Below are 25,708 nucleotides of genomic sequence, written 5' to 3' on the forward strand. Positions count from 1 at the left end.
TTTGACCGTTAGAAAAGCGGATGCACGAAATGCTGATTCGTGGAGATGTAGGGATTGCCGTAGCTGTTGTTCCAGCCGGCTCGGATGGTGGCTCCGGTTAGGTCCACCTTGCCGGGCAGGCCGAAGATCTTTAGGCTCCCGAAGTTGGTGGTGTTGTCACCGCCACCGCGCGTATCGATGACGCCAGTGACCTTCATGGGCCAGGGCCCGGTGCATTTGATAAGCACCCCGCCGCCTGCTCCCGGCCCGCTGTCTCCACCAGGCCCGGAAAAGTAAGTCGAGGTGTTGTTGCCGCAGAAGGCCGGCGCACCTTGCGCGGCCGCGCCGCCCTGCCCGCTTCCCGCGCTGTTGGTCACCGAGGCGCCGGCAGCTCCCGGCCGGCCGCTTCGATCGTCGATTCTTGGAATGCCCGGCGCGCCCGGCAGGCCCAGGCCGCCCTTGGTCAGGATGCTCCCGGTGATCACCAGGCTGTGAGAGGCCACCAGCTTTACCCTCCCGCCGCCACGTCCTCCGGAGGCACCGCCGCCACCGCTTGCGCCACCGCAGCCGTTGCAGGTGCCAGTGCCGCCGCCCGAGCCCCCACCGCCACCACCGCCGCCGCCCCCCGATCCCGGGAGGACCTCTTCATCGGTGGTCGAATCGCCGTTGACGCCGTAGCCTCGATAGCCGCCCCGGCCACCATCACCGCCCGCAGAGCCATTCAGGCCGCCGGCGCCGCTGGCACCACGAGAGCCGCTGTAGGTCCCTTTTCCCGCATAGGCGTCCGAGCCCGGAGGCCCGCCCGACCCTCCGCAGCTGCCCGTGCAGTCACAGTTAGCGGCGCCGCTGACTCCGCTTTGGGCCGCCCCTTCCCTGCCCCCGCCGACACCACCCGTAGTGCCGCCGTGGCTCTTGCTCTCGCCACCTCCACCACCGCCACCGCCGGCCCAGCCGAAGTAGCCGGCCAGGCTGGCATCGATGGTCCCGAGGACCTGAATGTCCCGGGCGAAGACCTCCACCTGGCCGTATTGGCTGCCATCCCAGGGAGTGACGTGGACCGTCGCGCCGGCGGGCACTTTGAAGCGGCGCACATTGGTGATGGAGCCATGGATGTAGTCCCCATCGGCCAGGACCAGATCCGCGCCTCCCTGGTTCCCGGTGTAGGTGGCCGCCCACCCGGGCATGGCCAGGGCCAGGACCAGGAGCAAGCTGGTGATTATGTTTCTGGCGGTCCGCATGGCTTCCCCGGCTACAGCTGCTCTTGGTTCAGCTCGGCCGGCTTGATCCGGTCCGGCAGGTCCACCAGGTCGTATTCACGGCCCAGGTCAGCCGAGAGATCGGCCGGGGTGGCGTTGGCGTTGGCCTCCAACTTGGTCACGTACTCCTTGATGGAGGCCAGGATCTCTTCCCGGGAGTTAGAGGCATCGAAAGCCATCTTGCTTTCCTCCCAGGAGCCGTCCTTCAGCTTGTAGCGGAAGACCACCACCTGGGAGTGCTTGTCATGGGCACTGTTGGTCAGCTTGACCTTGGTCCCGCTCTTCTCGACTTTCGCCATGTTCACTCTCCTAATTAGGGGCGATCTCGATGTAGCCCAGGGGATGGTATGGATCGCCGGCATCAATCCCGGTGCAGTCCAGGCTCATGATGCTCAGGGCGCCAACCGTGGTGTTGCTCAGTTCAGTGGTCTCCTGGCCACCGGCAGCCGCCGCGTTCACCGTGGCCATGGCCGCTCCCTCGTTATTGAGCCTGAGATTCACCTGGCTGGCGCCGCCCGCCTCCTTGAGCCGCATCCCGAACCTAACCACCTCGCCGGCCACACCGGGAACAAAGGTCAGGATCCCATTGGCCACCATCACCGCCCCCTCCAGGGAGATGACCCGGGTATGCCGAACCGCGCCCACCTGGGCATCCACATATCCTTTGCTCGCCGGCTGCAGGTCCTGGGTAGGGTTGCCGGGCAACAGGGGCAGGCTGCCAAAGCTCTTCACGCCCTGTATCGCCTGATCGCCAAAGGTGCGCACCACGTCCAGCGGCAGGGCCGCGTTGGCTCCCGGCGTGAGGAACCCCGGGCTCACCTGCTCCAGACTTTCATCCAGCACCCCGGATCCCAGGGTCACCGTGGTGATCTCGGCCTCATCGTCATAGGCGCTTCCCGCCACCGCCGCGAAAACATCCAAGGCGCCCAGCCGGGCCCGGAGCATGCGGCCGGCCGGGAACAGGCTGGTGGCGTCCCCGGCCAGGGTGAACTCGGTGGCCGAGAGATATGCCGGGCTGAGATCGCCTTCCAGCCACTCGGTGCAAGAGGCCACCGCCTGGCCCAGCCGGCTGTAGATGTCCAACAGGGTGGGATTGAGGCGTTCCAGCAACTGAGGGCCCGCGCCCACGTTGCCCAGGATCAACAGGGGATAATCAGCCATCAGCTCACTCCCAGAAGAGCGGTGTCCAACACGAAAGAGCCCAGGTAAACGTGATCACCGCCCGGGTCTATGTCCGTGACCCCGGCCTGGACCGCCTTGCAAACGAACTGGTGATCGTGGTGCTTGAGAGCCTGGGATTGGCCGGTGGGCGGATAGATCCAGTCCTCCACCGGGAGGGTCAGCTCCTTGACCGTGAGCCCGGCATCGATGGGAACCGAGAGATCCCTCTGCAGGGCCTCAGTCTCGATGCTCTGGTAATCCAGCTTGAAACGCAGCTTGGCCGTGGCTCCCATGCGGGCGCTCATCATGTAGCCGAAGCCGTGGACGTGCTTGTCCCGCTGGCCATCGCCGAAATCATTCATGGGGCCCCAGACCTCGCACCGGGACCACTCGGCCCCGCCGTCTTGGCCTATGACCGCATCGTCCACCTGATAGAGGTGCCCGTCATCGCCGCCCACGTAGGTCTGATCGTCTTGATGAAGGAAGCAGGTGGGCGTGAAGCCCTCCCAGAGGTAGAAGCTCCAGTCGCCCAGCAGCACATGCAGGACCATGGTGTAAGGCAGTCCCTCAAGCTGCAGCCAGTATTGATCGTGGTTGGCGTGGTAGCAGGCAAAGGCGTTCTCTGACTTGTGGGCCTCCACCAGGTCAGCCACGTTTTCGCTACGCGGCCACTGGCGCACGTCGCCATAGCCTTGAACGCCTTCCAGGCCCAGCACCTGGTCAGCCAGGAAGAGGATGTTATTGCCAACGTTGGCCATGGAAAGACCGGCCAGGGCGCCCAGCTCCTGGAAGATCTCATCCATGCGCAAATCTCCGTCAGATCCGGGCACGCTCCCGGAGAGGCGATGGATGCTGGCCGGCTCGGCCTTGCTTACGAATAGACCCGTGAAGAACTTGACCAGGCCGTTGATGGCGCCGCCCACGCCCCGCTCCACCCCGATCCAGCCGGCGTCCGCCCCGTTGTACTGGCGGGCTCCCCACTTGTAGGGGTTGTTCAGGCCGCTGTAGCCCAGCTTGGCCGCGTCTTCGGCTAGAGGCCAGTTACCGCCCCCCACCGCCAGGCGCTCGCTCTTGACCGCCCCCCAAGAGGCCCGGGGAGGCAGTCCCGGGCCCAGGGCCAGGAGAGGTTCCTTGTCCCCGTCCGTCTGCCACTGGGCCCCATCCCAGGTCACCGCCGCGCCGGCGCCGCTCGCTTCCGCCCACTGGAGATGTACCGCGTTGTTGCCGTCGCCTCCGGTGAACTCCACCGAAACGTAGCGGGCCTCGCCGGCCGCCACAGTCAGCTCCTGGCCGGCCTCGGCCTCAATGTCCACGTCCTGGATCAGGACCTCGCTGGGCAGATCCTCGGCCTGCAGGGTGCCCGTGCCAAGCAGGGTGGCCCCGTCGGCGGACCAGACCTGCAGGGCCACCGCGCCGGTGGGCGCGCCGCTCTTGTAGAGCGCGGCCCGAATCTCATTGAGCGGGATCTCGCCCGGGCCCCAGGCCGGCGCGGTGAACAGGAAGCCCGCCCGGGTAATGCCGCCGGCATGCAGGGACCAAGCCCCGGCCGCGTCGCCAGAGCCCCAGTCACCCCAAAGGAAACCGTCTTCATCCCAGAGGATCCCGTAGGCATGGCCGGTGTCGGGATCCACTGACTTGAGATAGCCCCCGTCCAGCACCATCAGGAGGCCGGCATAGGCCAGCAACCGAGGAGCCGTGGCCACGTCGCCCACCAACAACGGCGCGCCCTGCCCGTCCAGGCGGTAAAGGTGCTGATCAGATGCCAGGTAGGTGGTGCCCTTCAGAAGGCGGGCCGCCCTCACTGGCCGCCCGTCGGGCAGGGGCTGCGAGGTGATCCGCGCCGCCCCCGGCCGGGTGCGCCACTGCTTGCGGTAGCCGCCCTTGCCGTCCTGCCCCTTGATCAACATCATGTTCACGGCGCTCTGGCACTTGGCAGAGCCGATCAGCCATGGCTCATTGACCGTGCACACCCCTCCGGCCGGGATGGCGTTGAAGGGCTTGCGTTTGGCCTGGCGACGGGAAGCTCTCATTACCAGCCCCCGCTAAAATCGTAGTTGGCTCTATCTCCGTGGGCCTCCGGGACCACGCTGTCCATGGCCGCCACGTCGGCCGCCTGGCTCTGCAGGAGCCGGTAGAGCCCCAGCTCCATCTTGGTGTCGTATTCGTTGCGGTTCAGGCAGCGCATCTTGACGAACTCGACAAGCACCAGATCAAACAGCCCCGCGAAGGGCAGCTCCACCGCCAGGGCCGCCCGAGCCGAGTCATCGTCAGCCGGGATCGCGGCCCGGCCCAGGGCGGGCATGGCCGCATAGATCAGGTCCAGGTCCTCGGAGGTCTCCGGCTCCGGGTAGAGGTGCAGCTTGGACGCCTCGATAAAGCAGCCCAGGTAATGGCCGCCCGACAGGGGGAAGTCATGCCGGGACATGAGAGGCAGCGGGGCCGCGCCCCCCACCACCCGGGCCGAGATGAAGCCCAGCCAGCCCTCTGGAAAGGCCACGCCCTCCGGCCCCACCTGCAGCACGGTCCGCTGAGCCACCTGGGCGCTCTTGCGCCGGGCCAGCTCATTGGCCAGTACCTTCACCCCCTCCTGCAGGTAGACGAACTTCTCCCGAGGGGTGTAGGTGGTCTCCGGGGTGTCGCGCACCCCGAAGGCCACCGCTACCGATAGCTCGCTCCCGGTCATTTAGGCGTCCCGGGGAATGGTGTGGGTATGGACCTGGCCGCCCGTCTTCACGTGGAACACCAGGTCCGTGCCGTCCAGGGAGCAGGTAACCTGGCCATCGACCATATCCGCCGTGTGATCGGCGGTGGCCGGCAGGCCCAGGATGCTCTGCCCCGTGAGGTTCATCGCCGGCCCGGACAGCTCCCCCAGGAACAGGGGATCGCGGCCCAGCGGCGTTCCGGCGGTCTTCTTGCTCATGACAGCGCCTTCCCTTCCGGCCGCTTAGTAGGTCAGGCCCTTGTAAAAGGCGTTGCCCTTCTCTTCCTTGGCGCCCAGGGCCAGTCGGCCGCGGATCATGCCCCGGGTGCGGTCGCCGTCCTTGGCCATGGGTACGTGCTCCACCCGGCGCAGCCAGGCCAGCTCCCAGAGGTTGGGATCGATGGCCAGCATCTCGGAGTGGGCCAGGTAGCGGGTGGGCACCACCTTAACCTCGCCGAAGTCGGTGTCTAGGTAGTCCACGCCCAGCACCAGCTTTTTCTTGGCGGCGTCGATGTTCTTCACCGTGCCGCCGGTGAACTGGCTGATCACCCGCTTCTGGATGCTGTTAACAAACACCACCGAGGGCTCGCCGCCTTCGTCCCAGGCCAGCTGCAGGAGATCGTTGAAGCCGTCCTCGGTAAGGGGCTCGGCGCCGCCGGCGTCAATCACGTTGGTGGTGATCGCGCTGGTCAGGCCGGTGAGCTTGCGGGGCTGCTGGGGACCCTGGGGCACCTGGCTCATCAGGGCCTTCTCGATGTCGCGCGCGATCTCCTTCATGGCCTTCTTGGAGAAGTAGGTGTAGGCCTTCTTCATGCCCTGGATCTGCACGTCCTGCAGGGTGTCCGGCACGATCACCCACTTGAGGAAGTTCTGGGCGTAGCTCTGGGTCACGCCCGGCGGAGTGTGCTCCACCTCGCTGAAGGTGGAGCCGTCCACGTGGGCGTTCTCGGCCGCGTCCGCCAGGGAGTCCTGCATGGTCTCCACCAGGGTGTTGATGGCCTTGCGCGACTTCTTGCCCAGCATGGTCAGCAACGGCGTGGCCGTCGGGCTGATGTTGGTGATGAGGTCGGTGAGATCTCGCTTTACAGTCGAGAAATCGTCAACATGAACGGTGGCCATAAAATTGTCTCCTTATGAGGTGACGGCTACTTCAAGTCCGGGTGGGTAACCAGGGCCTCGATAGCCGCGTCAAAGTCGATATCGTCGGCGCCGGGCGTGATCGCCTTGAGCACCAACTCGCTGGTTTTGGTGTCCGGCGGCTTGGCCAGGCTGGGAGTCGGAGTCCCGGCACTGACCTTCAGCTCGCTCTTGTTGGGGGTCTTGGGCGTGGTCTTCAGCTCCGCGCTCTCGCGGGCGGGGAGCTTGCCGGCCATGCCCAGACGCATGTAGTAACTCAGCCAGGTGTTGGGATCGTCGTTGCCCGGATGGCCCGGGCCTATGCCGTCGGCGGTCATGGCCTCGATGACCAGATCCCGCGCCTGCTGCCAGGAAGCGCTCCCGGGGTAGTTGGCATCGATGTAGCGCGACAACTCCCCTTCCTTGGCCTGCTGGACCAGGGAGCCCACGTAGGGATCCCCGGTCTGCTGGCTCTGCTCTTGCCCCTGGCCCTGCAGTTGCGAGAGATGGGGCTTCAGCACGTGGTTGACCACCTGCTTGATCCAGTCGAGGGCGGCCGGATCCGGCTTGACGTAGACCGTCTGACCGTCCGGGCCCTCCACCGGCATGAGCAGGTTGTCATCGATCTCCAGCTCCTGGCCGGCGCCGGCGGTGGCCGGCTTGGGCCCCTGGGCCGAATCCTCCTGGCCGGTGAGAATCGCCTTGAGCTGGGCCGCCTTCTTGGGATCGTTCATGGCTTGATACAGGAGCTGCAAGTTGCCCCGGTGGGGCGCCAGCCGCTGCATCTTGACCTGGTAGTCCAGGCCCTTCTGGATCAGCTCGGTGGCCTTGTCCGGCGAATCGATGGTGTGCTGCTTGCCGTTGTAGGTGATGGTGATGGGTTTGAAGTCACCCGCCTCCGGGGGTGGCCCTTCCCCGTCGCCTGGGGCGGCTTGGCCTTCCCCGGTCGGGTCCTCGGGCTCCCCGGAAGCGGGGCTGCCGGCCTCGGCTCCCGTTGGCGGAGTGGTGTCCTCCAGCTCGGGATGCTGAACCAGCCCGGCGAGTTCATCGCCGTCGGTTCCCGCACTCCCGTCCGGAACTTGGGCGCCGGGCTCTGCCGGGTTGGGCTGAGCCTCCGGGGCCTGTCCCTGCGGGTTGGTCGGGGTTTCTATGGTCATTGGGTTTCCTCCGTTTCGGTTAATTGGCTCAGTTCCTGGCGCGCCTGGACCAAGGTGAAGCGGGCGTCATCGCCCCGCTTGATGGTGTGCTCCAGGTCCGCCGCCAGGGAGTCGACCGCTCCCAGGGAGCTTTTCACGGCCAGGGCGCCCATCAGGAAGGCGTCCTTATCCAGGCTGTCCAGGTGCTGAAACTCCACCAAGATTTCCCGCCGCCGCTTCTCCAGAAAGCTGCTCAAAAACCGCCGGGCCGCCTTGGCTTCCTCGGCCATCTGCAACTCCTGCCAGCGCTCGGCGATCTCCTGCTCCAGCGCCTCCTTCTTGCCTTGCTCCACCGGTTTCCTCCCGGTCCGGATCGTCAGTGAACAGCCTGGGGTCAAAGCCCATGGCCTCGATGATTTGCTTGAGTGCGTTGTAGATATGGCGGATGTTGACCATGCGTTCGGCGCCGGGCACCTGCGAGAGCTGGGCCATCTGGCTGAGCAGGGTCTGCATCTGCTGGATGGTCAGGTTGCGGTCCGTGTTGCCCACGCCCACGTTGACCACCAGGTCGAAGTCACCGCCCAGATCCCCGGGCTTGATGGTCAGATCCTCGGAGTCGGAGACCGCCACCACCAGCTCCCGATCCCCGAACTCCTGCTCCATCCAGATCAGGGCGCGGTACAGGGGCTTGAGCCCCATTTCCGCGAAGAGCCGGGCGATCAGGCGGAGCCGCTTGTTGGCCTGCTGGATCAGCTCCATCATGCCCGTGGCGGTCTTGTTCAGGCTCCGGCCCTGCAGGCCCTGGTTGAGCCGGGTGACTCCGGAGCTTTGCTCCTTGGCTCCCTCGAACATCTCGATCAGCCGGAAGGCGCCCATGTCCAGGTTGGGCTTGTCCAGGTACTTCACCGCGCCGGACTTGCCAACGTCGGTTTCGATCAGCCTCCGGCCCATGGTGATGCTGTTGAGATTGACCCCAGAATCCCGCTCCACCACGGTCTGGGGGAACACGTTCTCCCTGAGGTAATCCAGGGACAGGCGGTAGAGGGCCGTCTTGATGTGCTGGTACTGCTTGACCAGATCCACCATGCTCATGCCCTCGAACTGGTGAGGCAACCTGGCTGGGGTAATGTCAATGAAGGGCGGACGCTTGAACACGTTCTCGGCGACGTGGACCACCTTGTCATTGATCAGGGTGACCACCACCTTGGTCGTCTTGCCGTCCAGCTCCCAAGGCAGGTAGCAGATCCAGCGCTCGCGCCGGCCGTGCTTCTTACTCCACTCCGCCGCCGCCATGGGATCTTCCCGGTCCCGCTCGGCGTGGGCCGTGGCCTGCTCTTCGTTTTGCTCCGGCTCGGTGGCCTCCACGCCACTCATGTCATAGCCGTAGAGCTCGGCATCCTGCTTGAGCTGCCAAGCCTGGGGGTAGTCGCGCACCGCCACAAAGCCAGCGTCGTCAATGCTGGTGGCATCGGGCGAGATGATGAAGTTGCCCCGGGGGATCACCCTGAGCATGGGCTGATCCCGGTGGATCACCCGCTCCTTGACCTTGGCGTCCCGCCAGCCCAGGGGCTGGCCGTCGGGCCCGGGCTCCGGCGTCCCCTGCTCCAGGACCTCGCCGCCGTCCCAAAGCTTTTCGGCCAGATCCTCGGCAGTGATCACCTCGTACTCCCGTTCTTCCCAGGTGAAGCGGAAGTCCCAGAAGTACTGCAGCACCCCGTTGCGATTGACCAGGGCGTCCCAGAACCAGTCATGCGCGGTCAGGAACATGTTGAGCTGGCGCTGCAGCCGGAAGCGAATCACCGCCCGCATACGCCGAGCCGCTTCCATGGCATCGGTGCGCCGGTGCTTGATGGTCACTGCGTCCCCGGCGCCGAAGAATATCTCCAGCAGGTCCGGCAGCACGGTCAGCACCGCGTCCCGAACATCCGGGCTCACCACCTGGGAGAGGCCGGGCTGTTCGTTGCCCAGCTTCTCGGCCAGGAAGAGCTGCCAGGCATTGTCCCGGTCCTTGGCCTTGGCCTCATCCCAGGTCTTGGCCGCGTCCTTCTGGGCCTTGAGGTGGCGCTCCAGCTCTTCGCGCTGCTCTTTGGGCAGGTTGATCAAGGTGTCAAACTCCCGTCAGACTGTCGCGGGTGCGGTCGATGGGTCGCTCTTCCCGGGCGGGCTGGACCTGCCAGGTGTGAAAGGCGCTGATCAGAAAAACCAGAGCGTGAAAAGCAAATAGGCTCTCAACCATGGCCTCTCCAACTTCCTGGTAGCTCATGCCCGCCGCCACCCTGAGGTGCTTTTCGAAAAGCTCCAGGCCTGGCCCGGACACAAGTTGTCCGCCCTTGATGAAGCCCATGGCCAGGCCCAGAGCAATTTGAGGAGCGTCCTGCTGGGGAGCCGGCTGCAGGGGAAGCGTCTCGAAGCCGCCCCAGCCCGTGGGCTTGGTCAGCATCTCTTCCCGGCAGAGTCGATTGGCGAAGTTGCGAAAGCTATCACCCACGCTGCCGGACTCCTGCAGCCAGCGGCTCACCTTAAACCCCTTGCCCAGGTCCACCATCCGCCGGGTAAGCTTCTCCCAGTCGCGCTCCGCCGCCTCGGCCAGGAGGTGAACCCGCTTGCTGGTCTTCTCCTGGGCCCCCACCAGGGCATAGCCCTTGGTGTTCCCGGGCCAGATCACCGCCCCCCACACACGCGAGAGCGGCGCCGGGGCCACGCCCTCGGACTCCAGGAAGATCTCCAGCTTCTTCTCAGCTACCTGCGCCATTAGGCCGCCCTCCTACCCAGCACCTGATCCAGGTCCGCGCCGTCCAGCCAGTCGTCATCCTTGCCCCGGCTCATCCCGCGCCAGGCGCGCACCGCCAGGGCAAGAGCTATGACCTCATCGTCATGGGCCCCCTCCGGCGCCTGGTAGCGGATCGCCCCCGAGGGCAGCCGGTCATATTCGAAAATCTTCAGCTCAATGATCAGCTCGGGAATGGACGGGAAGGTGATCAGGCTCTGCTCCAGGGCGGTCATCAGCCCCTGGATCAGGCCCTGCTTGGAGCTGCCCGTGGTGGCGAACCCCTCGCAGCTGACCCCCGCTTCCCGGAGGTCATCGATGATCACGTCCCCGATGCTGTTGGACTCCACCACCAGGTGGGCCCGGTAGCGCTTGGCCGCCTCGATGATCCGGGCCTTCATCACCGGCCAGTTCTGGCGCTGGAAACGGTCATGCCAGGCCAGCCGGCCCCGGGCGTCCAGGATGTCCAGGACCGTGTAATCCTCGTGCTTGGCCAGATCCAGCCCGCCGGCGTAGGGGCCGTTGACCGGCACGGTGTGCGGGCTGTCCAGCTCGCCCTTGGTGCAGGCGTCGATGTTGCGGAACACTCCCGAGCTGTCCGGCAGGAACTCGGCCAAGTACTCCTGGCGGAATGACTCGGCCGGCAGGTCCTTCTTGGCCGCCTCGATGAACTTCGGATCAATGTGCGGGTTGGCGCTGGTGGGGAGCTGGATGGAGGCGTAGTCAGGTGACTCCGCGCTCTGGCCCTTGAGGAATTCCTTGTACGTCCAGTGGCCCTGCCCTTTGGGCGTGAAGGCAAAGGCGGCCCGGCCGCCTGTGTCGGTGAGCATGGGGTAAAGGGCCTCGTACCAAAGCTCGGCCTTGATCAGGCTGGCTTCGTTCAGATAGGCCCGGTGCACACCCTCGCCGCGCAGCCGGTCACCACGCTCGGCGCTATGGAACTCCATCACGCTGCCCGTGATCAGCTCGATCCGAAGCTCTGATTTGCTGATGTTCTCCGGGGTGGCCAGGTAGGACGCGGCCACCACCTTGCTCATGATCCGGAAGGCCCGGCGCGCCAGGTAGTGGATCGCGTCGACCCACCAGGCGTTGATGTTGGGGTAATTGACCGACTCCCGGAGCATGTCCATGAGCAGGCCGATGGTTTTCCCGAAGCGCCGGCCGCAACAAGCCAGGACGAATCGGTGGGTAGTCAGGAAATTGAGCAGCTGCAGCTGACCCCGGTGGGGAGGCGGCTTGATCACCACCGCGCTGGGCCGCCCGCTCATGCGGCTTCCTCGGTTGCGTTAGAAGCGAACTCTGCGGTGATCATCACCCGGCCGTCTTGAACCTCGAAGGGTAGCTCCATCTGGTTTTTGGGATAACCGCCACGCAGTTTCATGATTATGTCTACGAATCGCGCCCGTGCACCCCAGTCCGGGACGTGATATTCAGTGATCTCGCCAGTTTTCTTGTTTTGAAACAGGTTGACTTGGGTCGCCTCAACGCCTGCCTTCGCTGTTCCCACGATGGAGAAAACATCCAGTCCAGCCTCTTCCATGATTTCTTCGAAGCTGGCATTTTCTTTAATTTCCTTGAGTATTTGGCTGCCCAAGCTTTGGCAGCTTGCCTCGGTAGAGCACTTACTGCCCGCCGCCTTGATTGCCTTGCCCAGGTCATTCAGCTCAATGTAGGCGCGCAGGAATTTCCTGCGAAACACGGTCCAGTTGAATTGCTTCTTTTTGGCTTTGCGGCTCATCTCTGTGCACCTTTATGGCCCGGAGCCTGAACGCTAAAGCTAAGTGCCGTCAACGGGGTGCTGTCCTGGTTGTCCCGTTTGGCCTGGTTGTCCTGGTTGTCCCGTTTGGTCTGGAACTGGCCGATCTTCTTTGCCCTTTTCCCCCTTGGCCTCTGAAAAATATTTTTTGGGAATGCGCCAGTGCCCGCCCATGGTCCGGAACGCACCGGGGAAAAGACCATCCAGGCAATACCTGGAAATATTGCGTCTGGAGCAGCCCAGGGCCTCTGCCATCTGGCCGCTGGTTACGTAGCCGTTGCCTTTACTCATATCGTTTTCCTCCCGGCCCGGGGGGCCCTGGCACTTAAGTTTTCTTAAGTTTTTTCCATCCCAATTAGCCTGTAATTACTGCCCTTTGTCCCAGTGCACCTATCCGGGGCCGGCCCGTGCAAGCTCATCAGCCGCCCGCGCAAGCATGGAAGCCCACCACGCAGCCGGTGAGTCCAAGCCCTTGTTCCGGTGGCGGTGACGACGCCACACGAACTCAAAGGCCTGTTCCACCTGCCACGGCTCAAGCCGCCCCAGTTTGTCTTGGAGGGTTCGGGTTAGCTCTGGACGCTCCCAGGCCTGCACCCGGTCAAGGAGCTGTCGCGCCCGGGCGAGTCCTGGTGTTTCTGGCTTGTGACCAGCAACGGGGGAGTCGGGCCCCGCTCCGGTGGTCTCTGTTTCAACCGGAGCGGTTGTATTAAAGCGCTCTGTTGCTGCTGGTACGTTAGAAACGCTTACATGAGAGCCTTCACTTGAAAGAGAACGCTCTCTAGAAATATTAAATTCCTTATGGGGGGGTCTGGGGGGGTGGCGTCCGGCCATATTTGGCCGGACGGGATCTTGTTCGCCGGATCGTCCGGCCATATTTGGCCCCTCGTGGGGGCTGTTTTCATCCCGTCCGGCCATATTTGGCCGCACAGGAATGATTTCCGTCCGGCCATTTTTGGCCGGACGGTCATTCTGCGGGATGTTTTTTCCTGTCTCCTCTGCCTCCGGGTCCCAAAGAAAGACCATGAACTCCAGGCCTGCGCTACCCGACTTCCAGGTCTCCAGGTATTCGGCCTCGCGCAGCATGGCCACGTGTCTTCTGACGGTGCGCAGGGGGATCCCGGTAGCCTCTGCGATCTCTTCCAGCCTGATCGGCCGGGAGTTGCGGACCTCGCCGGCCCACTCGCCTTCTTGCAGGCCGGCCTCCCGCCATAGCCACAAAAAAACCCAGAGCGCCGGGCCCATACGGGCCTGGTGCTCCGGGTGCAATAAAGCAGCCGGTAGCTGAACACAGTTACGCGGCGCTGCCGGGCTCTCGCCCCGCGCGCCGCCTTTTTCTTGTTTTGTGGCCCCGTTAGCGCTTGCCGGGGCCGTGGTGCCTTTGGGCACTCAGGTCATCCCGCATCCGCCGGGCCTCTGCTAGGGCCACCCCTGACCCCACCCGGCGCCTGCGGCGCCGCGTTTGAAAATTACATCAATTTATTTTCTATTGTCAAGGTTACTCTTTTGTGTTGACGTATTGTTTTTACATATATATTTTGAAACGAATTACTATGATAAATATAATCCTTAGCCATGCAGACGTTGCCACACCACTTTTCTCGCTGCTTATAATTCTCTCCTCATTATATTTTAAACAAAAATATATCCATGACCGATTAATTTTAACGACTGTAAAACATTCATTAGTTTTCATCCCCTTTGTCTTAATCCTTGCAGCAGTAGTCGTTTTCCCCAAAGACCAAAATATAATTACAGTTGAGAAATATATATGGCCAACAATTATTGCCTTATACCTCACATCTTTTTTCTGGATCATTTTTGGATCATACTTTGGCGCCAGCGAATTCACGACATATAGCGAAGACAATTTTTTAACTTTACAAGCTAATTCCTTTTCATATGTCGCGGCAATCGTAGTGTCATATTGTTCCATTTTATCCTCCAGTATATACATAATATTATCTGGCATAATGTTATCAACATATCTCCTCTTCAGTGTCGTTAAAAATAGAATTTACGATGATATCATAAAATACGATGCATATGCTTCAGCACACATATTATCACTACATAGTCACAAGGGATACGTTCTATTGAGAGGGTTGTTTGTTTCTTTCCTCAAAGCATATATCGACACCGTTTTTTCCTTCTCAATTTTTCAAATTATGTTATTTAAGTTTGACGATAATGCATTTAATATCACTAACAAATCGGGGAGTATTTTTTTAGATTTTTTATATTACAACATAGTTACAGTTGCCACCATAGGATACGGTGACATTGTTCCAGTCAGCATTGCAGCAAAGTTGTTATGTATACTCGAAATCTTTTTAGGTATTCTCGTACTCGGAACAATCATTATTTTAATTATTTGGCGGTACCAAAACATCGTTTTAGATAAAGATAATATTTCGAGGGATGATTAATTGACAGACCACCTCACCAAAAAACAAAGAAGCCATTTAATGGCTAGCATACATTCTACAGATACTAGGCCAGAGCTTATTGTCAGAAAACTACTACATTCGATGGGATTCAGGTTCAGGCTGCACAGGAAAGATTTACCAGGCAAGCCAGATATAGTATTGCCAAAATACTCAACAGTTATATTTGTACATGGTTGTTTCTGGCATCAACATAAAAATTGCAAGGACGGTAGGATTCCAGAGACAAACCGGTCTTTTTGGGAAACTAAACTCAAAACGAACGTGTCAAGGGATGCCAACAATGTTGACAAATTAAAACGCATGGGCTGGAATGTACTAATAATATGGCAATGTCAATTAAACAATTTAAGCGATCTTGCCAATTTTCTCCAGAAAGAATTGAAAAATCAAATTATATCTTAATGTCCAGTTTAAAAATATAAACTATTGTCCTTTATCAGCCTTATGGTACGACTCAATCAAAGCCTTGAGTTCTTTGAAATTTGCCCTTTGTTTCCGGAGTTCGTTCCTCAAGTCCAGCGCTTCCTGCAAATTGAATTTCTGTTCGCCAAATTTCACAAATTCTAGGCCATTTTCAACCATTGTCCTGCCATGGGCCAAAAAGTTTCTTTTACCCAATACCCCCTGGCAATTCGAAAAAACTGAAAATTCATCCCCGTCAATTTTGCACTGACCTAATATTTTCTGGGTAGTTCTACGCCGTTTATCAGAATCAATCACCCTCCAATCAAGACATTTTTCGAGTGAAAGCTCTTCAGCAATCCTTTTGATCTGGCTACTTCTATCATTATTAGATTTTTCAATTCTCCTATAAATGTCTAGCTCGATTTTTTGTTTCCCACCATTGTCTAGGTTTTTGTGATGGGCTCTTATAATATCTTCCATGTCATAATCCATCTCGGCCACCTCGGCCATGACCAAACCACGCATAGAATTAACATTCATTACAATCCGCAAAGTGTATTCTATTACGTTTTTTAGAGTTTCCTCTAACTCATCATCACGACTAGCCCAATATACTCCTTCTAAAGCTGACTTTTTAATTTCCTGTTCAACCATAGCAGGGTCAGCTGAATAAAACACAACCGAAGCGATTATTCCCTTTTCTCTAATCTTTGTAATAAAATCTTTTCCAGACATTTCTTTAGTTAAATTGTAGTCAACAACTATTAAATTCCACAATTTATTCTCTATTGCGTCATCTAACTCACGTTCGGCCATTGGAGTTAATACAGTAATATTTGGCTCATACCCAAGCTTATCTATGTGCTCTCCTATTTCTTCCACCGACCCCCTAATGCTTACCGGTTGGTCGTCTACCCAAAGGACTTTATATACAAGATTCATGTACCCCCACCTATTTACGAATAACGGTAAACCTAAGTGCCATACCACCTCTTTTAGACTCCACTACTTCAAGAGTCCCACCCATCTCCTTAGCAGTATTCATAGAATGATAAAGTCCTATTCCAGATCCGTCGGTGGTAGTGAAACCACGCTTAAAAATGTCGGACGCATTTATTATTTCTTTGTCAAGGCCCTTACCATCGTCATCAAAAATAATAGTCAATTTATTTTTTTCGCATTTTTCAATTTCAATGAATATATTTTTTGCGCTTGCCTTTTTAGAGTTTTTAACAATGTTATCGACAAGTATTGTCATCTCCAAAGGCTTGAAGTATGACATATATTTATTCTTATCGGAATTCAACATGTTATGTGTTTTAATTAATTTAATAGGCTTAAGTTCATGTTTATGATCAAGGTATTCACTAATAAATCCAAGTAAATCTCCTTTTCTTGGTTCCGCATTTAGTCTCAAATTTTTCTTGGTTGCAAAGCTAGCCAATTGAATTATTCTTCTTATTTGCTCTTCAATGTTTTCTATGGCCTTTACAGTCTTATCTTCGTTTTTTATAGCGTGGGTATCTTTTAAATTTTTTAATGCTCGTCGACAATCTTTTGAGATAGACTCGGCCCATGCAATAATTTGATGATGCATATCAACAACATCTTCAAGGTCTTGGCTAGCCTCAGCCTTTAAAAACAAGTTTTCTTCTTCATATTTCTGCGCTTGATATTGTGCCTTGTGAGCAGTATCTTCAGCAGACTTTGCCTTTTGTTCCGCTTCCTTTTTTTCTTCTTGATATTTTTTTGCTTTTTCTCTCGCCTCGTCTCTCTCTTTGCGGTATTTTGCCACTAAATCTTTCTCTTCTTCAAGCATATTTCTGAGCTTACTAATATTTTCCAAAATATCTTTTGGGTTTTCGCTTTTTTCAATGAAAGTTTGAAATTTTTTAAAAAAATCTGCAATTGCATCCTTTTCTTGATTTGCTAGCATTTTTACAAGTGAAGAGTCAAATTCGAATGCTTGGATATTGGCCTGTTTGGTTCCACCCGCAACAATAATATCTTGAATAAAGCTTAAAACATCTTTTTCTTTCTCTTTCTCTTCTTTTCTGTAAGGCAGCTCCGACTTAACTATCCATTTCTGGTTAACTAGTCTCTCTTCCAGCTCCTTATCGGTCATCATTAAGGTATCCCACCCTAATCCTTGGATAACATACTTCTCTAATTTTTTAAAAACTCTATAAAAGAAGCCGTCAGTAGGATCTGTCAAACTTTCAAAGGCCTCATTGTTCACTATACCTTCTCGGTTTGAAATTATCCTCCATCTACCAGGTGTCTCATCATTAATTTCTATTCGACCGAAAATTTCCCTGGTGCCAAGATATCTCGCATATCCTTGCTGTTTTCGGTTATCCAAACCTAGCCAGTCATTGTTGCGTTCTCCATAAGGGCTAACTCTAAACCCATGTAAAAACAAAAAAACGGATCCAAAGGACAAGACCTGATAACCCATTCTCCTGGTAAATAGTGCCTTATCATATTGGTTGAGATACATCACATGTATTTCAATATCTTTCAAAACACTCTTATAGTCGTTTTCCTCAATTATTGTAAATAATTCTTCGCCACGATGATATAACGTAGTTGTTATATGCTCACCTTCCTTGTCAATCCTAGAATGTATTGATGATGTCCTTTCAATCAAATCATCATAAATGCTATTTAAAACAGGCCCGTTAATCCTCTGTGATCTTTCTTTTTTTGAATCGCTATCAGCATATTCAGGGCATATCAATCTAATGTCAAATGATTGCAGATCAACGGCTTGGTGTGGGTTTATAAACTTTTCTAGCTCTCTCTTGAGCTTTATTAATTTATCTTCACCCCACTCACTTTCAAGCTTGGTAATTTTAAGAATAGTACCATGTTTAAACTGGCTATTTTCGGCCAGTTTTTTCAACAAAGCGATTGGAACTATTTCGTATTCAAGTGCAACGTGGCCAATTTCTTTGTTTTTCGCTGAATTTTCAAACTCACGCCACTCAATGGGCAAATGAATACATTCCCCACCTTGTCTTAAAGTATACATATCCAATCTTGAGCCAAGCCTGTCGCATGAAAACCTGCCAACTCCTTTGTTGCCGGCCATTCTCCTGCCGTCTTTTAGTTTTTCTTCTTTTTTTTCAGAATAAGCAATATTTAACCATTTCTCCTTTATGTCATTTAAATCCATCCCACAGCCATAATCCACAATCGTTATAAAACCGCTTTCTTTTTCAGCGCTTTTAGTATTATTAAAATATATTTTTACCTTATCAGAGCCAGCATCATATGCATTTTTAACTAGCTCTAATACAGCAATATTGTCATTATTAATTAGGTCCTTACCTATAACGCTTTTTAATTCAGCGTTAACGATAAAATGTAATTTTTCTGCCATATCCCCTAACAATTACCCAGGCTAGCCAGGGTCCTCCCTAACGCTTCAGCAAGCAATGGCGGGACTGCATTACCAACTTGCGTGTATCTTGGGCATTCAGATTTTCTCTTTTTATTTCCTGTAGTATATTTCCCTAAAAAGGAAAACCAATCCGGAAACGATTGCAATCTTGCCATTTCTCGCACAGTAAGGATTCTTGGTTCGCTATAATGGATTATATCATCTGGCAGTGTCGTAACAGTTGCAGAGAGTTGATCAATTGCTAGAGGCATCAATGCATGCTTTTTTATTCCAAGCCTAGCCCTATCATCACATGAAAGATTTTTACCGTGAACACAGGTGTCCAGTATTTTTTTAAATTTATTTTTTGTTTTAATTCGATGGTTGGCAAGCCTGAGGCTGTCAGGCATATCACCATTCATCCCGTGACGCATTAGGGACACATATGGGCTCAATTTTTTTGGAGCGCTGTAGTCAATTTGCATAAAACCAGATTGGTCTGTGTCGACACACGAAATTAACTTGTGAGCATTGGTTTCTAGGTCTGAAATCGCCATGCCCACCGTAATATCACCCTCCGGCGGCAAACCTTTATAAGCCCTAAATGGCTTTAAATATCCCCTAAAAATATCAAATGGCGAATCCTCACCAATTTGCATTAAAGCTGGATCCTCTTTAGCAATTGCTAAGAGTAAGAATCTCTTTCTTCTTTGAGGGATTCCAACATCAGCTGACCGTATAACCTCCTTAAATACTTTATATCCTATCTCGGCTAATGATGATGCTATAAGTTGGTCATATGGCTCAGAGCGCTCTCTGTTTTTATTTTTTTTGGAATCTTGAAACCCGACAGTGAATGCCTGAACATTTTCAAACAACAAAAAACGGGGTAAAAGTAACTTCACGATTTCAAGGTAAGATTTGAATAATTGGTTGCGTGGATCATGGGGATCACGCCTACCCACCAGCGAGAAGCCCTGGCATGGGGGGCCTCCAGCTACCAAGTCTATCTCGCCCCTCATATCTATGAGGTTTTTCCTGTTAGTCTTCAGAAACTCATCAATCTCATAATTCTTAACTTCAAGCCACGATGGCCACTTAAATGAATATTTCTCTCCTTCAATCAAATTAAATTTCAAGGAGGAAAAGGCATCTTCAGATCGTTCTATAGCAAAAAGTCCATCCCAACCTGCTTGCATCAAACCAAGCGAGAGCCCACCGCATCCCGCAAATAGGTCCACAAACAGCATCGAGATCAACCTTTCCGGTTACAGCCGCAACTTAACTTAATTAGGTTGCGGTGAATACCTCCTAACCACACGCACCACGACCAATGCTACTGCCTACGGGGCTTCCATAGCCCCGCTCGCCCCCCGTCTATCACCCTTAGCCTTGGCTTTCTCGACCTTCCTTCTTCTTCTCCGAGCAGGGCCCGTCTATTTTCTTCTCTGTGCCTACCCCGTGTTTGCCGGTCTCCACAGCTTGCTGAATCATCTTGGTGTATACGCCGGCAGGCCCGTCAAGAACTAGGATGTCTACGACATCCTCAAGGAGCTTTCGCTCTCTGCTCTTGAGTGTGGGATGTCCACGCGGTAATCGGATCCAGGCTCTCCCCCCTTCTTCCTCGATCGAGGTCCCCACACGAGGATCTAGCAAGTCCTCGATAGATTCCCCCATGACCTTGCTCAATTTCAAGAGAAAATTCCACTCCGGCACTCTGCCGTCTTTATACTGATATGCAGCAGTCTTAGAACAACCTAAAATATCAGCTAGTTGTGGAGCATTCATTTCCTGGATATCCATCCAGGCTTTAAGCTTCTCTCCAAAATGCTGGTTCTTGCTAGCCAAAAAAAACCTCAGACAAGAAAAAATACTTGACGCAAAGTCAACGATCGTTTACTTTCAATTCATCGATTGATCACACGCTCACCCCTTCGCTTGCTCACTCGGAGGTTGGAACGTGCAACCGCTCTCCCGTAACAGGCTGCTCCAGGAGCCACCCGGCCCCCGGCGCATCAATCTGGCCCTCCGCAAACATGGTTATGAACAACGCCATGTTGCCGAAGCCTGCAACTGCGACCGCACCACAGTCTCCCTTGTGGTGCGCGGGAGAAACCGGACTCCACTCAATCAACGCATCAGGAGCAAGGTAGCCGAACTGACCGGGCTTGAAGAGAACTGGCTCTTCGCCCATGCGGAACCCCCCTTGCGGCCCGAGGCTTAGCAGTGAAGCCGGGCAGTTGCAGCAGAATACCTCAAGATTACGCAATCGCGCAATCTTTCATTCGATCAATCGTTCAATCGAATTTCCTTGAAATTTACCCACGGCCGCTGGCGGCGCGCTCCGATATCACCCCTCCGGAGTGCCCGCCGGCGGCCGTCCCCCCCTTGGGGGACAACAACGCTAACCTGGCGCCGCGCAATCTTCTCCATGTTGAACTCTCGCCGATCTCACGGTCCGGCGTCAATTGGCGATTGGAGCTCAAATGCTAAAGCACAGCGAGCTTGAATTTGAACAGGCCCTCTACGACGTGGTGCACCAGGTGGGCACCGTCGAACTGGGTAAGCTTCTGGGCATTAAGCCCGGCTACCTCCGTCGTATGGCGATCCCCCATGACCGTGAAGCCTGCTTCCGTGCCCGCGACCTGATCGCCACCCTGAACCATGCCCAGCAGCTCCTGCCGGCTGAGCGCGCCCTGGCCCCGTTGAACATCATGGCCCGCGCCTTGGGCCATGCCCTCTATCCCCTGCCCTCCAATCCAGGCAGCTGCAGCGTGATCCTTGACGTCAGCTCCGCCGCCCGCGCTTTCGGCGATCTGGGAGCCGAGTCCGTGGCCGCCGTGGATCCCGGCTCAGAGGCAGGCGTCCTAGTCACCAGGAGCGAGCAACGCCGCATCGAGGCCGCCGGCTTTGCCCTGTCCGGACACGTGGCCCGCATCATAGCCTCCAGCCGGGCCCTGGCCCGCCCCAGGGAGGACAGCCATGCCTAAGACCGATAAGGCAAGCGCCAGCGTGGGGCAGTTCCTCCTGGAAGCCTTGGAGCAGGCCTATCAGAAGATCGAGGCCCAGGAGATCGTCATCTCCCGCCTGGAGGCCGGTGATCACCGCTTCCATTGTTGCCTGTGCACTGATTGGGCCTGGAGCGATCAAGGCCTGCCTCCCAAGGGGTGGGAGTGCGTGGGCCGCGATGACAACGGCAAGGACCTCTACGTCTGCCTGGATTGCGTTACCACCTTCCAGACCGTGGCGAGATCCTGACCATGGGCGTCATTGTCGCCGGCGGGGCCGACCTGGAGCGGGACTCCTACTGGGATGACGATCTCCGCTCCCTGGACCGGGCCAACTTCGGCTTCATCGACATCCAGCTGATGAACCTCACGCCCGCTGCCATGGCCCTGGGCCCCGCCAAATTCGAGCGGGAGCTGATCGTGGAGTTTCGCCTGGCCTTTGCCGAGCTTCGGCGTAGATACGAGGACAAGCAAGGTGAGCGCGCTGCCTGAGATCCCCGAGATCATCCTGCCCACCCCCTGGGGCGCGGCCCTGGTGCTGGGCCTGGTCAGTTTGCTGCCCATGCCCTCCCCCACTCGCCACCGGGGCCTGATCAAGGTGATGCAGGTGCCCAGCCAACGGCGCACCGATTTCAAGCGCCGCCTCAACTGCCTTATCCGTGCCGCCCACAAGCAACGGCGTAAACCTGGCCATGATTTTTCCGTGACCTTACAGATAGCCCAGGGCCACGTGGGCTGGGTGGAACTTATCGGTTGCCAGGACCTGCAGGCTCCTGGCTGCATCTACACCTGGGAGGATCACTACAACGCCGGCGAGCCCACCACCGAGCCCTGGGCCTGGATCCTGGCCAACCCTCGCCTTGCCCGAGAAGGCGAGCCCGTGCCGGCCCTGGCCACCCCAGCCCAGCAAGTCCTCTTTGCCGGAGTGTGACCATGCAGCAAGCCACTGCTCTTGATCCTGCCCAGTACCGGCCCCTGCCTCCCCTCAAGGGGACCATGGAGCGCGGCCTCTGGCGCGCCCTGCACTGCCAAGCCGGCTCCCTGCAGCGCTGGGATGCACGCCGGCAATACGGCCTGGACAACCGCCAGCTCAAGGAAGTTGTGTCCCAGGAGTTCGGCCGCTTCGCCGGCCTGGCAGGTCCTGACATTGAATGCATCGCCTGGCGCGGCGGTGATGATCCCGCCTTTTGGTGGGGCGGAAAGGATCCGGTGAAACCGCCCACCTTGCGCGGGGCCGAGCTGATCAAGCGGGCCCGGGAGATCCTTGACATCCCCTGGCCCATCGCCACCCGCCACTAACCATGCACCGGCCGGGGGCGGTGGTCTGCCCCTCGCCCCCGGCCCTTCAAACATCCTGCCTAAGGAAAGCCTCATGCCTCACGAGCCCTGGTCCCCTCCCCTGGCCACCAAGATCCTCTGTGAACCCACGGGTAAGGTGATCCGCATCCCCATGAGCAAAGACAGCATGCGGGCCTGGGCCGACAACCGCAAAGGAGAGACCCGCCGATTGATCCGGCCCCAGCCAGAGTGGCGGGAGATCGAGCAGGAGACCGAGTTCGCAGCGACCGGCTGGTGGTGGCAGCGCACCAAGAACACCGGGATCCACTCCCAGCCCACCGAGGCCGCCCTAAAAGAGGTCTTCTCCCGGGCCCTCTACTGGTGTCCCTATGGCCGGCCAGGTGACACCCTGGTCTTTTCCGAGGCCCTGGTCCAGGAGGGCGACCTGGCCACCTATGAGATGGACGGCCGCAAGGTGGAAGTGGATCCCGCCATTGCCGAAGAGCTGGGCCTCAAGCTGCACGAGGAAAAGTGGCTAAAGTGGCGGTGGAGTAAAGACCGCCTGCCTTCTATCTTCATGCCCATGTTCGCGGCCCGGGTCCGGGTGCCCCACCAGGGCGCGGAGGTGCAGCGGCTCCGAGAGATCACCTTTGACCAGTCCCTCAACGAAGGCATCATGAGTTACCCGGATTACTCGGCCGATCCTACCGAGGAAGACTGGGCCTTCCTGGAAGCCGATCCCTACCGAGAGATCTTCACCAAGCCGCACCCGGAATATGACGATTCGGACGGCATGGACCAGGGCTTCATTGACATGTTCCGCTTCTACTACTTCAAGCTCTGGGATCGGATGCACGGCGATGGAGAGCATGACCACCGAGCCAACCCTTGGATCTGGCGGATCTGTTTCCCCCGCAGGGAAGAGGTTGACCCTGAGTGGCGCAACATCGCGCCCCTGGAAAAGGTTGGGCCGTAAGCATCATGGACACCAGTTCCCTCCTGGAAACACCCCCCAAGCTGCAGGGCTGGATCCGCGGTCTAAAGGCCGCCGCCGAGGCCTCGGGCCTCGGCATCAAGACGCTCAAAAAGCTAGCCGGCAAGGGCGAGATCTGGGCCTACCAAAACCCAGAGCACGGACGCGGCCGGGCCAAGGGCGGTGATGGGGAGTGGTTCTTCCACGGCCCCAGCCTCCATGAGTATCACCTACGCAAATCAGGCCTCTTGGAGCTGCAGGAGGCCGCTCTTGACGCCATCAACCGCGCCGGGCTATGACCATGGGCATGAAGCCATTTAAGCGCGGCAAACGGTGGTACGTCCGCTGGTGGGAAAACGGGAGGGATCATCGCCAGTCCCTGGGGCCCAAGGTCAGGACCGAGGCCCAGGCCCAGAAGGTGGTGGACGAGATGGACAAGGCCCGGCGCAATCGCCGGCTTGGCCTCATGGACCCATCGCGCATCAAGCTGGGCTCAGCCATTGAGGAATACCTGGCCACCCTGGGCGGGCGCACCAAAGACGGCTCCTGGGCCGGCCAGGTGGCCGAGGCCACCCACAGCCGCTATGAGTGCTCCCTACGGGCCCTCAGGGACTTTGCCGGACCTGGTTGCCTGCTCCGATCCCTGACCTCCCGCAAGCTCTCTACTTTTGCCGCCCACCGCCTGGCCGCCGGCGTCACGCCGGCCGGAGTCAACGCGGATCTGCGCGCCGCCCGGGCCTTCCTACGCAAAGCGGCCCGTTGGGAGTGGATAGAGCGCGCCCCTGAGATCGACATGATCAAGGAGCCCAAACGCCTCCCCCGCCACCTGACGCCCGACCAGGTGGAGGCCCTGCTCAAGGCCGAGCAGGATCCCGAACGCCGGCGCTTGTGGATCTTCCTTTTCTGGACTGGCTGCCGTCGGGCAGAGGCCCACTCCCTTCACTGGGAGGACATCACCTGGGAGCCCAAGCCGGCCGCCATGGTCACCGGCAAGGGCGACAAGCAACGCATGGTGCCTCTGCTCCCCAAGGCGGTGGAGGCCCTGGGGGAGCGCAAGGACGTGGGCCCGGTCTTCGCCTTCCACGTGGCCGGCCGAGGCCGTAACCGCAAGCACGCTGTAGCGGTGCACCCGGACACCCTCACCCATTGGTTCAAGGCGGCCGCCCGCCAGGCTGGCCTGGAGATCCCCCGCCTGCATGACCTCCGCCACACGGCCATCACCTACATGCTCAGCCGGGGAGTCCCCGCCCGGATCGTCCAGGAGGTGGTGGGCCATGCCCAGCTCTCCACCGTCATGCATTACTCCCGGGCGGTGGTCGCAGACCTTTATGATGAGCTGTACAAGGCCTTCCACGAATAGGCACACTGGCACAAATTGGGATCACCAAAAATCACTTTTTAGTGATATCAATCAGTTACTTGGCGATAGCGGGGACCTCTTAATCCGTAGGTTCAGTGTTCGATTCACTGGCAGCCCACCAAAAATATCAAGGGGTTAGGTCGCAAGGCCTAACCCCTTTTTTTGCCCCCGCCGGCGTGCGGCCGGGCCTGTCCCAGACATTCCAGTTTTTGCTCAATTCCCCTCCCCTCCGGCGGGCCCCGGGCCGGGCCAATTGTGCTATATTGCCCACTCAGCCCACGGAGCAAGGAGCAGCCTGATGAGCCCTGAGAGTTTCAGCAAGAACCGGGAAGAACGCTATCTGGAAGACTACGTGGAAGGCGCGGTCTACGAGTTCGGGCCCATCAGCCTGACCCAGGACGAAATCATCGAGTTCGGCTTGAAGTACGACCCCCAGGCCTTCCACACCGACCCCGAGGCAGCCAAAGAGTCCATCTACGGCGGGCTCATCGCCAGCGGCTGGCAGACCTGCGCCCTGTTCATGCGCCTGTTCGTGGAGCACTACCTCCCGGGCCAGGCCAGCCTGGGCAGCCCTGGGGTGGATGAGCTGCGCTGGATGCGGCCGGTGCACCCCGGCGACCAGCTTTGGCTGCGCATCACGGTGCACAAGGTAAAGCCTTCCAAAAGTAAGCCCGACCGCGGCGTGCTGTTCTCCTTTTGCGAACTGCTCAACCAGGCGCGCCAGCCGGTGTGCAGCATGATGGCCTTGAACCTCATCTCCTACCGGGGACGCAACTAGGCCGCCCCATTCAACTACTTTTACACGCTGATTTCCCGGGACCCGGGTTCGTGTTATTTTTTAACTAGGGCCGCAACGCCCCATCACGTACCCAACCCACAAAGGAGCTGCCCCGCGCATGCCTTCTTCCCAATCCACGCTTAAACGCAAGCCTCGCCAGCGCCTTGCCAAGGGTCAGCCGCGGCTTTTGCAGGGCAACGAG

The 25,708-nt window shown here is 57.5% G+C and carries 32 protein-coding genes; 11 read left to right on the forward strand and 21 right to left on the reverse strand.

Features of this window, described 5'->3' with window-relative positions:
• Nucleotides 1-8: 8 nt before the first annotated feature.
• From KQH53_08300 to KQH53_08375, 16 genes are all read right to left on the reverse strand, one after another.
• Complete coding sequence (locus KQH53_08300; GenBank protein ID MCB2226665.1) at nt 9-1,187, reverse strand: hypothetical protein; 1,179 nt, start codon at nt 1,185-1,187, stop codon at nt 9-11.
• A gap of 41 nt (nt 1,188-1,228) precedes the next feature.
• Nucleotides 1,229-1,534 carry a hypothetical protein gene (locus KQH53_08305; GenBank protein MCB2226666.1) on the reverse strand — a complete coding sequence of 102 codons (306 nt, stop codon included), beginning with the start codon at nt 1,532-1,534 and terminating at the stop codon, nt 1,229-1,231.
• Between the two features lie 10 nt (nt 1,535-1,544).
• Complete coding sequence (locus KQH53_08310; GenBank protein ID MCB2226667.1) at nt 1,545-2,396, reverse strand: hypothetical protein; 852 nt, start codon at nt 2,394-2,396, stop codon at nt 1,545-1,547.
• Nucleotides 2,396-4,426 (reverse strand): hypothetical protein, encoded by a 2,031-nt coding sequence (locus KQH53_08315; protein MCB2226668.1) that lies wholly within the window; start codon nt 4,424-4,426, stop codon nt 2,396-2,398. The genes KQH53_08310 and KQH53_08315 overlap by 1 nt, the downstream gene beginning before the upstream one ends.
• A complete protein-coding gene (locus KQH53_08320) occupies nt 4,426-5,079 on the reverse strand; it encodes a hypothetical protein (GenBank protein MCB2226669.1) in 654 nt (217 codons plus the stop codon). Before KQH53_08320 ends, KQH53_08315 begins: the two co-directional genes overlap by 1 nt.
• Complete coding sequence (locus tag KQH53_08325; GenBank protein MCB2226670.1) at nt 5,080-5,316, reverse strand: hypothetical protein; 237 nt, start codon at nt 5,314-5,316, stop codon at nt 5,080-5,082.
• A gap of 24 nt (nt 5,317-5,340) precedes the next feature.
• The gene (locus KQH53_08330; GenBank protein ID MCB2226671.1) at nt 5,341-6,216 is read right to left on the reverse strand and encodes a DUF5309 domain-containing protein; all 876 of its coding nucleotides are present in this window, start codon (nt 6,214-6,216) and stop codon (nt 5,341-5,343) included.
• A 26-nt stretch (nt 6,217-6,242) separates the two neighbouring features.
• Nucleotides 6,243-7,370 carry a hypothetical protein gene (locus KQH53_08335; GenBank protein MCB2226672.1) on the reverse strand — a complete coding sequence of 376 codons (1,128 nt, stop codon included), beginning with the start codon at nt 7,368-7,370 and terminating at the stop codon, nt 6,243-6,245.
• Nucleotides 7,367-7,567, reverse strand: coding sequence for a hypothetical protein (locus KQH53_08340; protein ID MCB2226673.1), 201 nt, complete (start codon nt 7,565-7,567; stop codon nt 7,367-7,369). Before KQH53_08340 ends, KQH53_08335 begins: the two co-directional genes overlap by 4 nt.
• On the reverse strand, nt 7,536-9,452 hold the full coding sequence (locus KQH53_08345) for a hypothetical protein (protein ID MCB2226674.1): 1,917 nt from the start codon (nt 9,450-9,452) through the stop codon (nt 7,536-7,538). Before KQH53_08345 ends, KQH53_08340 begins: the two co-directional genes overlap by 32 nt.
• Before the next feature lie 4 nt (nt 9,453-9,456).
• A complete protein-coding gene (locus tag KQH53_08350; protein ID MCB2226675.1) occupies nt 9,457-10,101 on the reverse strand; it encodes a hypothetical protein in 645 nt (214 codons plus the stop codon).
• Entirely contained in the window at nt 10,101-11,384 is a 1,284-nt protein-coding gene (locus KQH53_08355; GenBank protein MCB2226676.1) for a phage terminase large subunit, read from the reverse strand. The genes KQH53_08350 and KQH53_08355 overlap by 1 nt, the downstream gene beginning before the upstream one ends.
• Nucleotides 11,381-11,854: a hypothetical protein gene (locus tag KQH53_08360; protein MCB2226677.1), complete on the reverse strand. Its 474-nt coding sequence runs from the start codon at nt 11,852-11,854 to the stop codon at nt 11,381-11,383. The genes KQH53_08355 and KQH53_08360 overlap by 4 nt, the downstream gene beginning before the upstream one ends.
• 39 nt (nt 11,855-11,893) lie before the next feature.
• Nucleotides 11,894-12,163 (reverse strand): helix-turn-helix domain-containing protein, encoded by a 270-nt coding sequence (locus tag KQH53_08365; GenBank protein ID MCB2226678.1) that lies wholly within the window; start codon nt 12,161-12,163, stop codon nt 11,894-11,896.
• Nucleotides 12,164-12,262: 99 nt separating this feature from the next.
• Complete coding sequence (locus KQH53_08370; protein MCB2226679.1) at nt 12,263-13,258, reverse strand: winged helix-turn-helix domain-containing protein; 996 nt, start codon at nt 13,256-13,258, stop codon at nt 12,263-12,265.
• A gap of 136 nt (nt 13,259-13,394) precedes the next feature.
• Nucleotides 13,395-13,805 (reverse strand): hypothetical protein, encoded by a 411-nt coding sequence (locus KQH53_08375; protein MCB2226680.1) that lies wholly within the window; start codon nt 13,803-13,805, stop codon nt 13,395-13,397.
• A gap of 160 nt (nt 13,806-13,965) precedes the next feature.
• Here KQH53_08375 and KQH53_08380 point away from each other — a divergent pair, with 160 nt between their 5' ends.
• Both KQH53_08380 and KQH53_08385 read left to right on the forward strand, forming a co-directional pair.
• The gene (locus tag KQH53_08380) at nt 13,966-14,298 is read left to right on the forward strand and encodes a hypothetical protein (GenBank protein MCB2226681.1); all 333 of its coding nucleotides are present in this window, start codon (nt 13,966-13,968) and stop codon (nt 14,296-14,298) included.
• Nucleotides 14,299-14,721: a very short patch repair endonuclease gene (locus tag KQH53_08385; protein ID MCB2226682.1), complete on the forward strand. Its 423-nt coding sequence runs from the start codon at nt 14,299-14,301 to the stop codon at nt 14,719-14,721.
• Between the two features lie 21 nt (nt 14,722-14,742).
• On the opposite strand, the gene KQH53_08390 is transcribed toward KQH53_08385, so the two are convergent.
• The 5 genes from KQH53_08390 to KQH53_08410 form a co-directional block, all read right to left on the reverse strand.
• Nucleotides 14,743-15,666, reverse strand: coding sequence for a response regulator (locus KQH53_08390; GenBank protein ID MCB2226683.1), 924 nt, complete (start codon nt 15,664-15,666; stop codon nt 14,743-14,745).
• 10 nt (nt 15,667-15,676) lie between these two features.
• On the reverse strand, nt 15,677-18,109 hold the full coding sequence (locus KQH53_08395) for an ATP-binding protein (GenBank protein MCB2226684.1): 2,433 nt from the start codon (nt 18,107-18,109) through the stop codon (nt 15,677-15,679).
• 5 nt (nt 18,110-18,114) lie between these two features.
• Complete coding sequence (locus KQH53_08400) at nt 18,115-19,359, reverse strand: DNA cytosine methyltransferase (GenBank protein ID MCB2226685.1); 1,245 nt, start codon at nt 19,357-19,359, stop codon at nt 18,115-18,117.
• Nucleotides 19,360-19,495: 136 nt separating this feature from the next.
• On the reverse strand, nt 19,496-19,957 hold the full coding sequence (locus KQH53_08405; protein MCB2226686.1) for a helix-turn-helix domain-containing protein: 462 nt from the start codon (nt 19,955-19,957) through the stop codon (nt 19,496-19,498).
• 94 nt (nt 19,958-20,051) lie between these two features.
• Nucleotides 20,052-20,303, reverse strand: a complete 252-nt coding sequence (locus KQH53_08410) for a hypothetical protein (protein MCB2226687.1) — start codon at nt 20,301-20,303, stop codon at nt 20,052-20,054.
• Between the two features lie 292 nt (nt 20,304-20,595).
• Here KQH53_08410 and KQH53_08415 point away from each other — a divergent pair, with 292 nt between their 5' ends.
• The 9 genes from KQH53_08415 to KQH53_08455 all read left to right on the forward strand — a co-directional run bounded on the left by KQH53_08415 (nt 20,596) and on the right by KQH53_08455 (nt 25,506).
• Nucleotides 20,596-21,099: a hypothetical protein gene (locus KQH53_08415; GenBank protein MCB2226688.1), complete on the forward strand. Its 504-nt coding sequence runs from the start codon at nt 20,596-20,598 to the stop codon at nt 21,097-21,099.
• On the forward strand, nt 21,092-21,367 hold the full coding sequence (locus KQH53_08420; protein ID MCB2226689.1) for a hypothetical protein: 276 nt from the start codon (nt 21,092-21,094) through the stop codon (nt 21,365-21,367). Before KQH53_08415 ends, KQH53_08420 begins: the two co-directional genes overlap by 8 nt.
• Before the next feature lie 2 nt (nt 21,368-21,369).
• A complete protein-coding gene (locus KQH53_08425) occupies nt 21,370-21,609 on the forward strand; it encodes a hypothetical protein (protein ID MCB2226690.1) in 240 nt (79 codons plus the stop codon).
• Complete coding sequence (locus KQH53_08430; protein ID MCB2226691.1) at nt 21,593-22,048, forward strand: hypothetical protein; 456 nt, start codon at nt 21,593-21,595, stop codon at nt 22,046-22,048. The genes KQH53_08425 and KQH53_08430 overlap by 17 nt, the downstream gene beginning before the upstream one ends.
• A 2-nt stretch (nt 22,049-22,050) precedes the next feature.
• Nucleotides 22,051-22,416 carry a hypothetical protein gene (locus tag KQH53_08435; protein MCB2226692.1) on the forward strand — a complete coding sequence of 122 codons (366 nt, stop codon included), beginning with the start codon at nt 22,051-22,053 and terminating at the stop codon, nt 22,414-22,416.
• 73 nt (nt 22,417-22,489) lie between these two features.
• Nucleotides 22,490-23,371 carry a hypothetical protein gene (locus tag KQH53_08440; protein ID MCB2226693.1) on the forward strand — a complete coding sequence of 294 codons (882 nt, stop codon included), beginning with the start codon at nt 22,490-22,492 and terminating at the stop codon, nt 23,369-23,371.
• Between the two features lie 5 nt (nt 23,372-23,376).
• Nucleotides 23,377-23,667, forward strand: a complete 291-nt coding sequence (locus tag KQH53_08445; GenBank protein ID MCB2226694.1) for a hypothetical protein — start codon at nt 23,377-23,379, stop codon at nt 23,665-23,667.
• An 8-nt stretch (nt 23,668-23,675) separates the two neighbouring features.
• Nucleotides 23,676-24,728, forward strand: coding sequence for a tyrosine-type recombinase/integrase (locus tag KQH53_08450; GenBank protein ID MCB2226695.1), 1,053 nt, complete (start codon nt 23,676-23,678; stop codon nt 24,726-24,728).
• Between the two features lie 298 nt (nt 24,729-25,026).
• The gene (locus tag KQH53_08455; GenBank protein MCB2226696.1) at nt 25,027-25,506 is read left to right on the forward strand and encodes a MaoC family dehydratase; all 480 of its coding nucleotides are present in this window, start codon (nt 25,027-25,029) and stop codon (nt 25,504-25,506) included.
• Nucleotides 25,507-25,708 lie beyond the last annotated feature (202 nt).

Source organism: Desulfarculaceae bacterium (assembly GCA_020444545.1).
GTDB lineage: Bacteria > Desulfobacterota > Desulfarculia > Desulfarculales > Desulfarculaceae > Desulfoferula.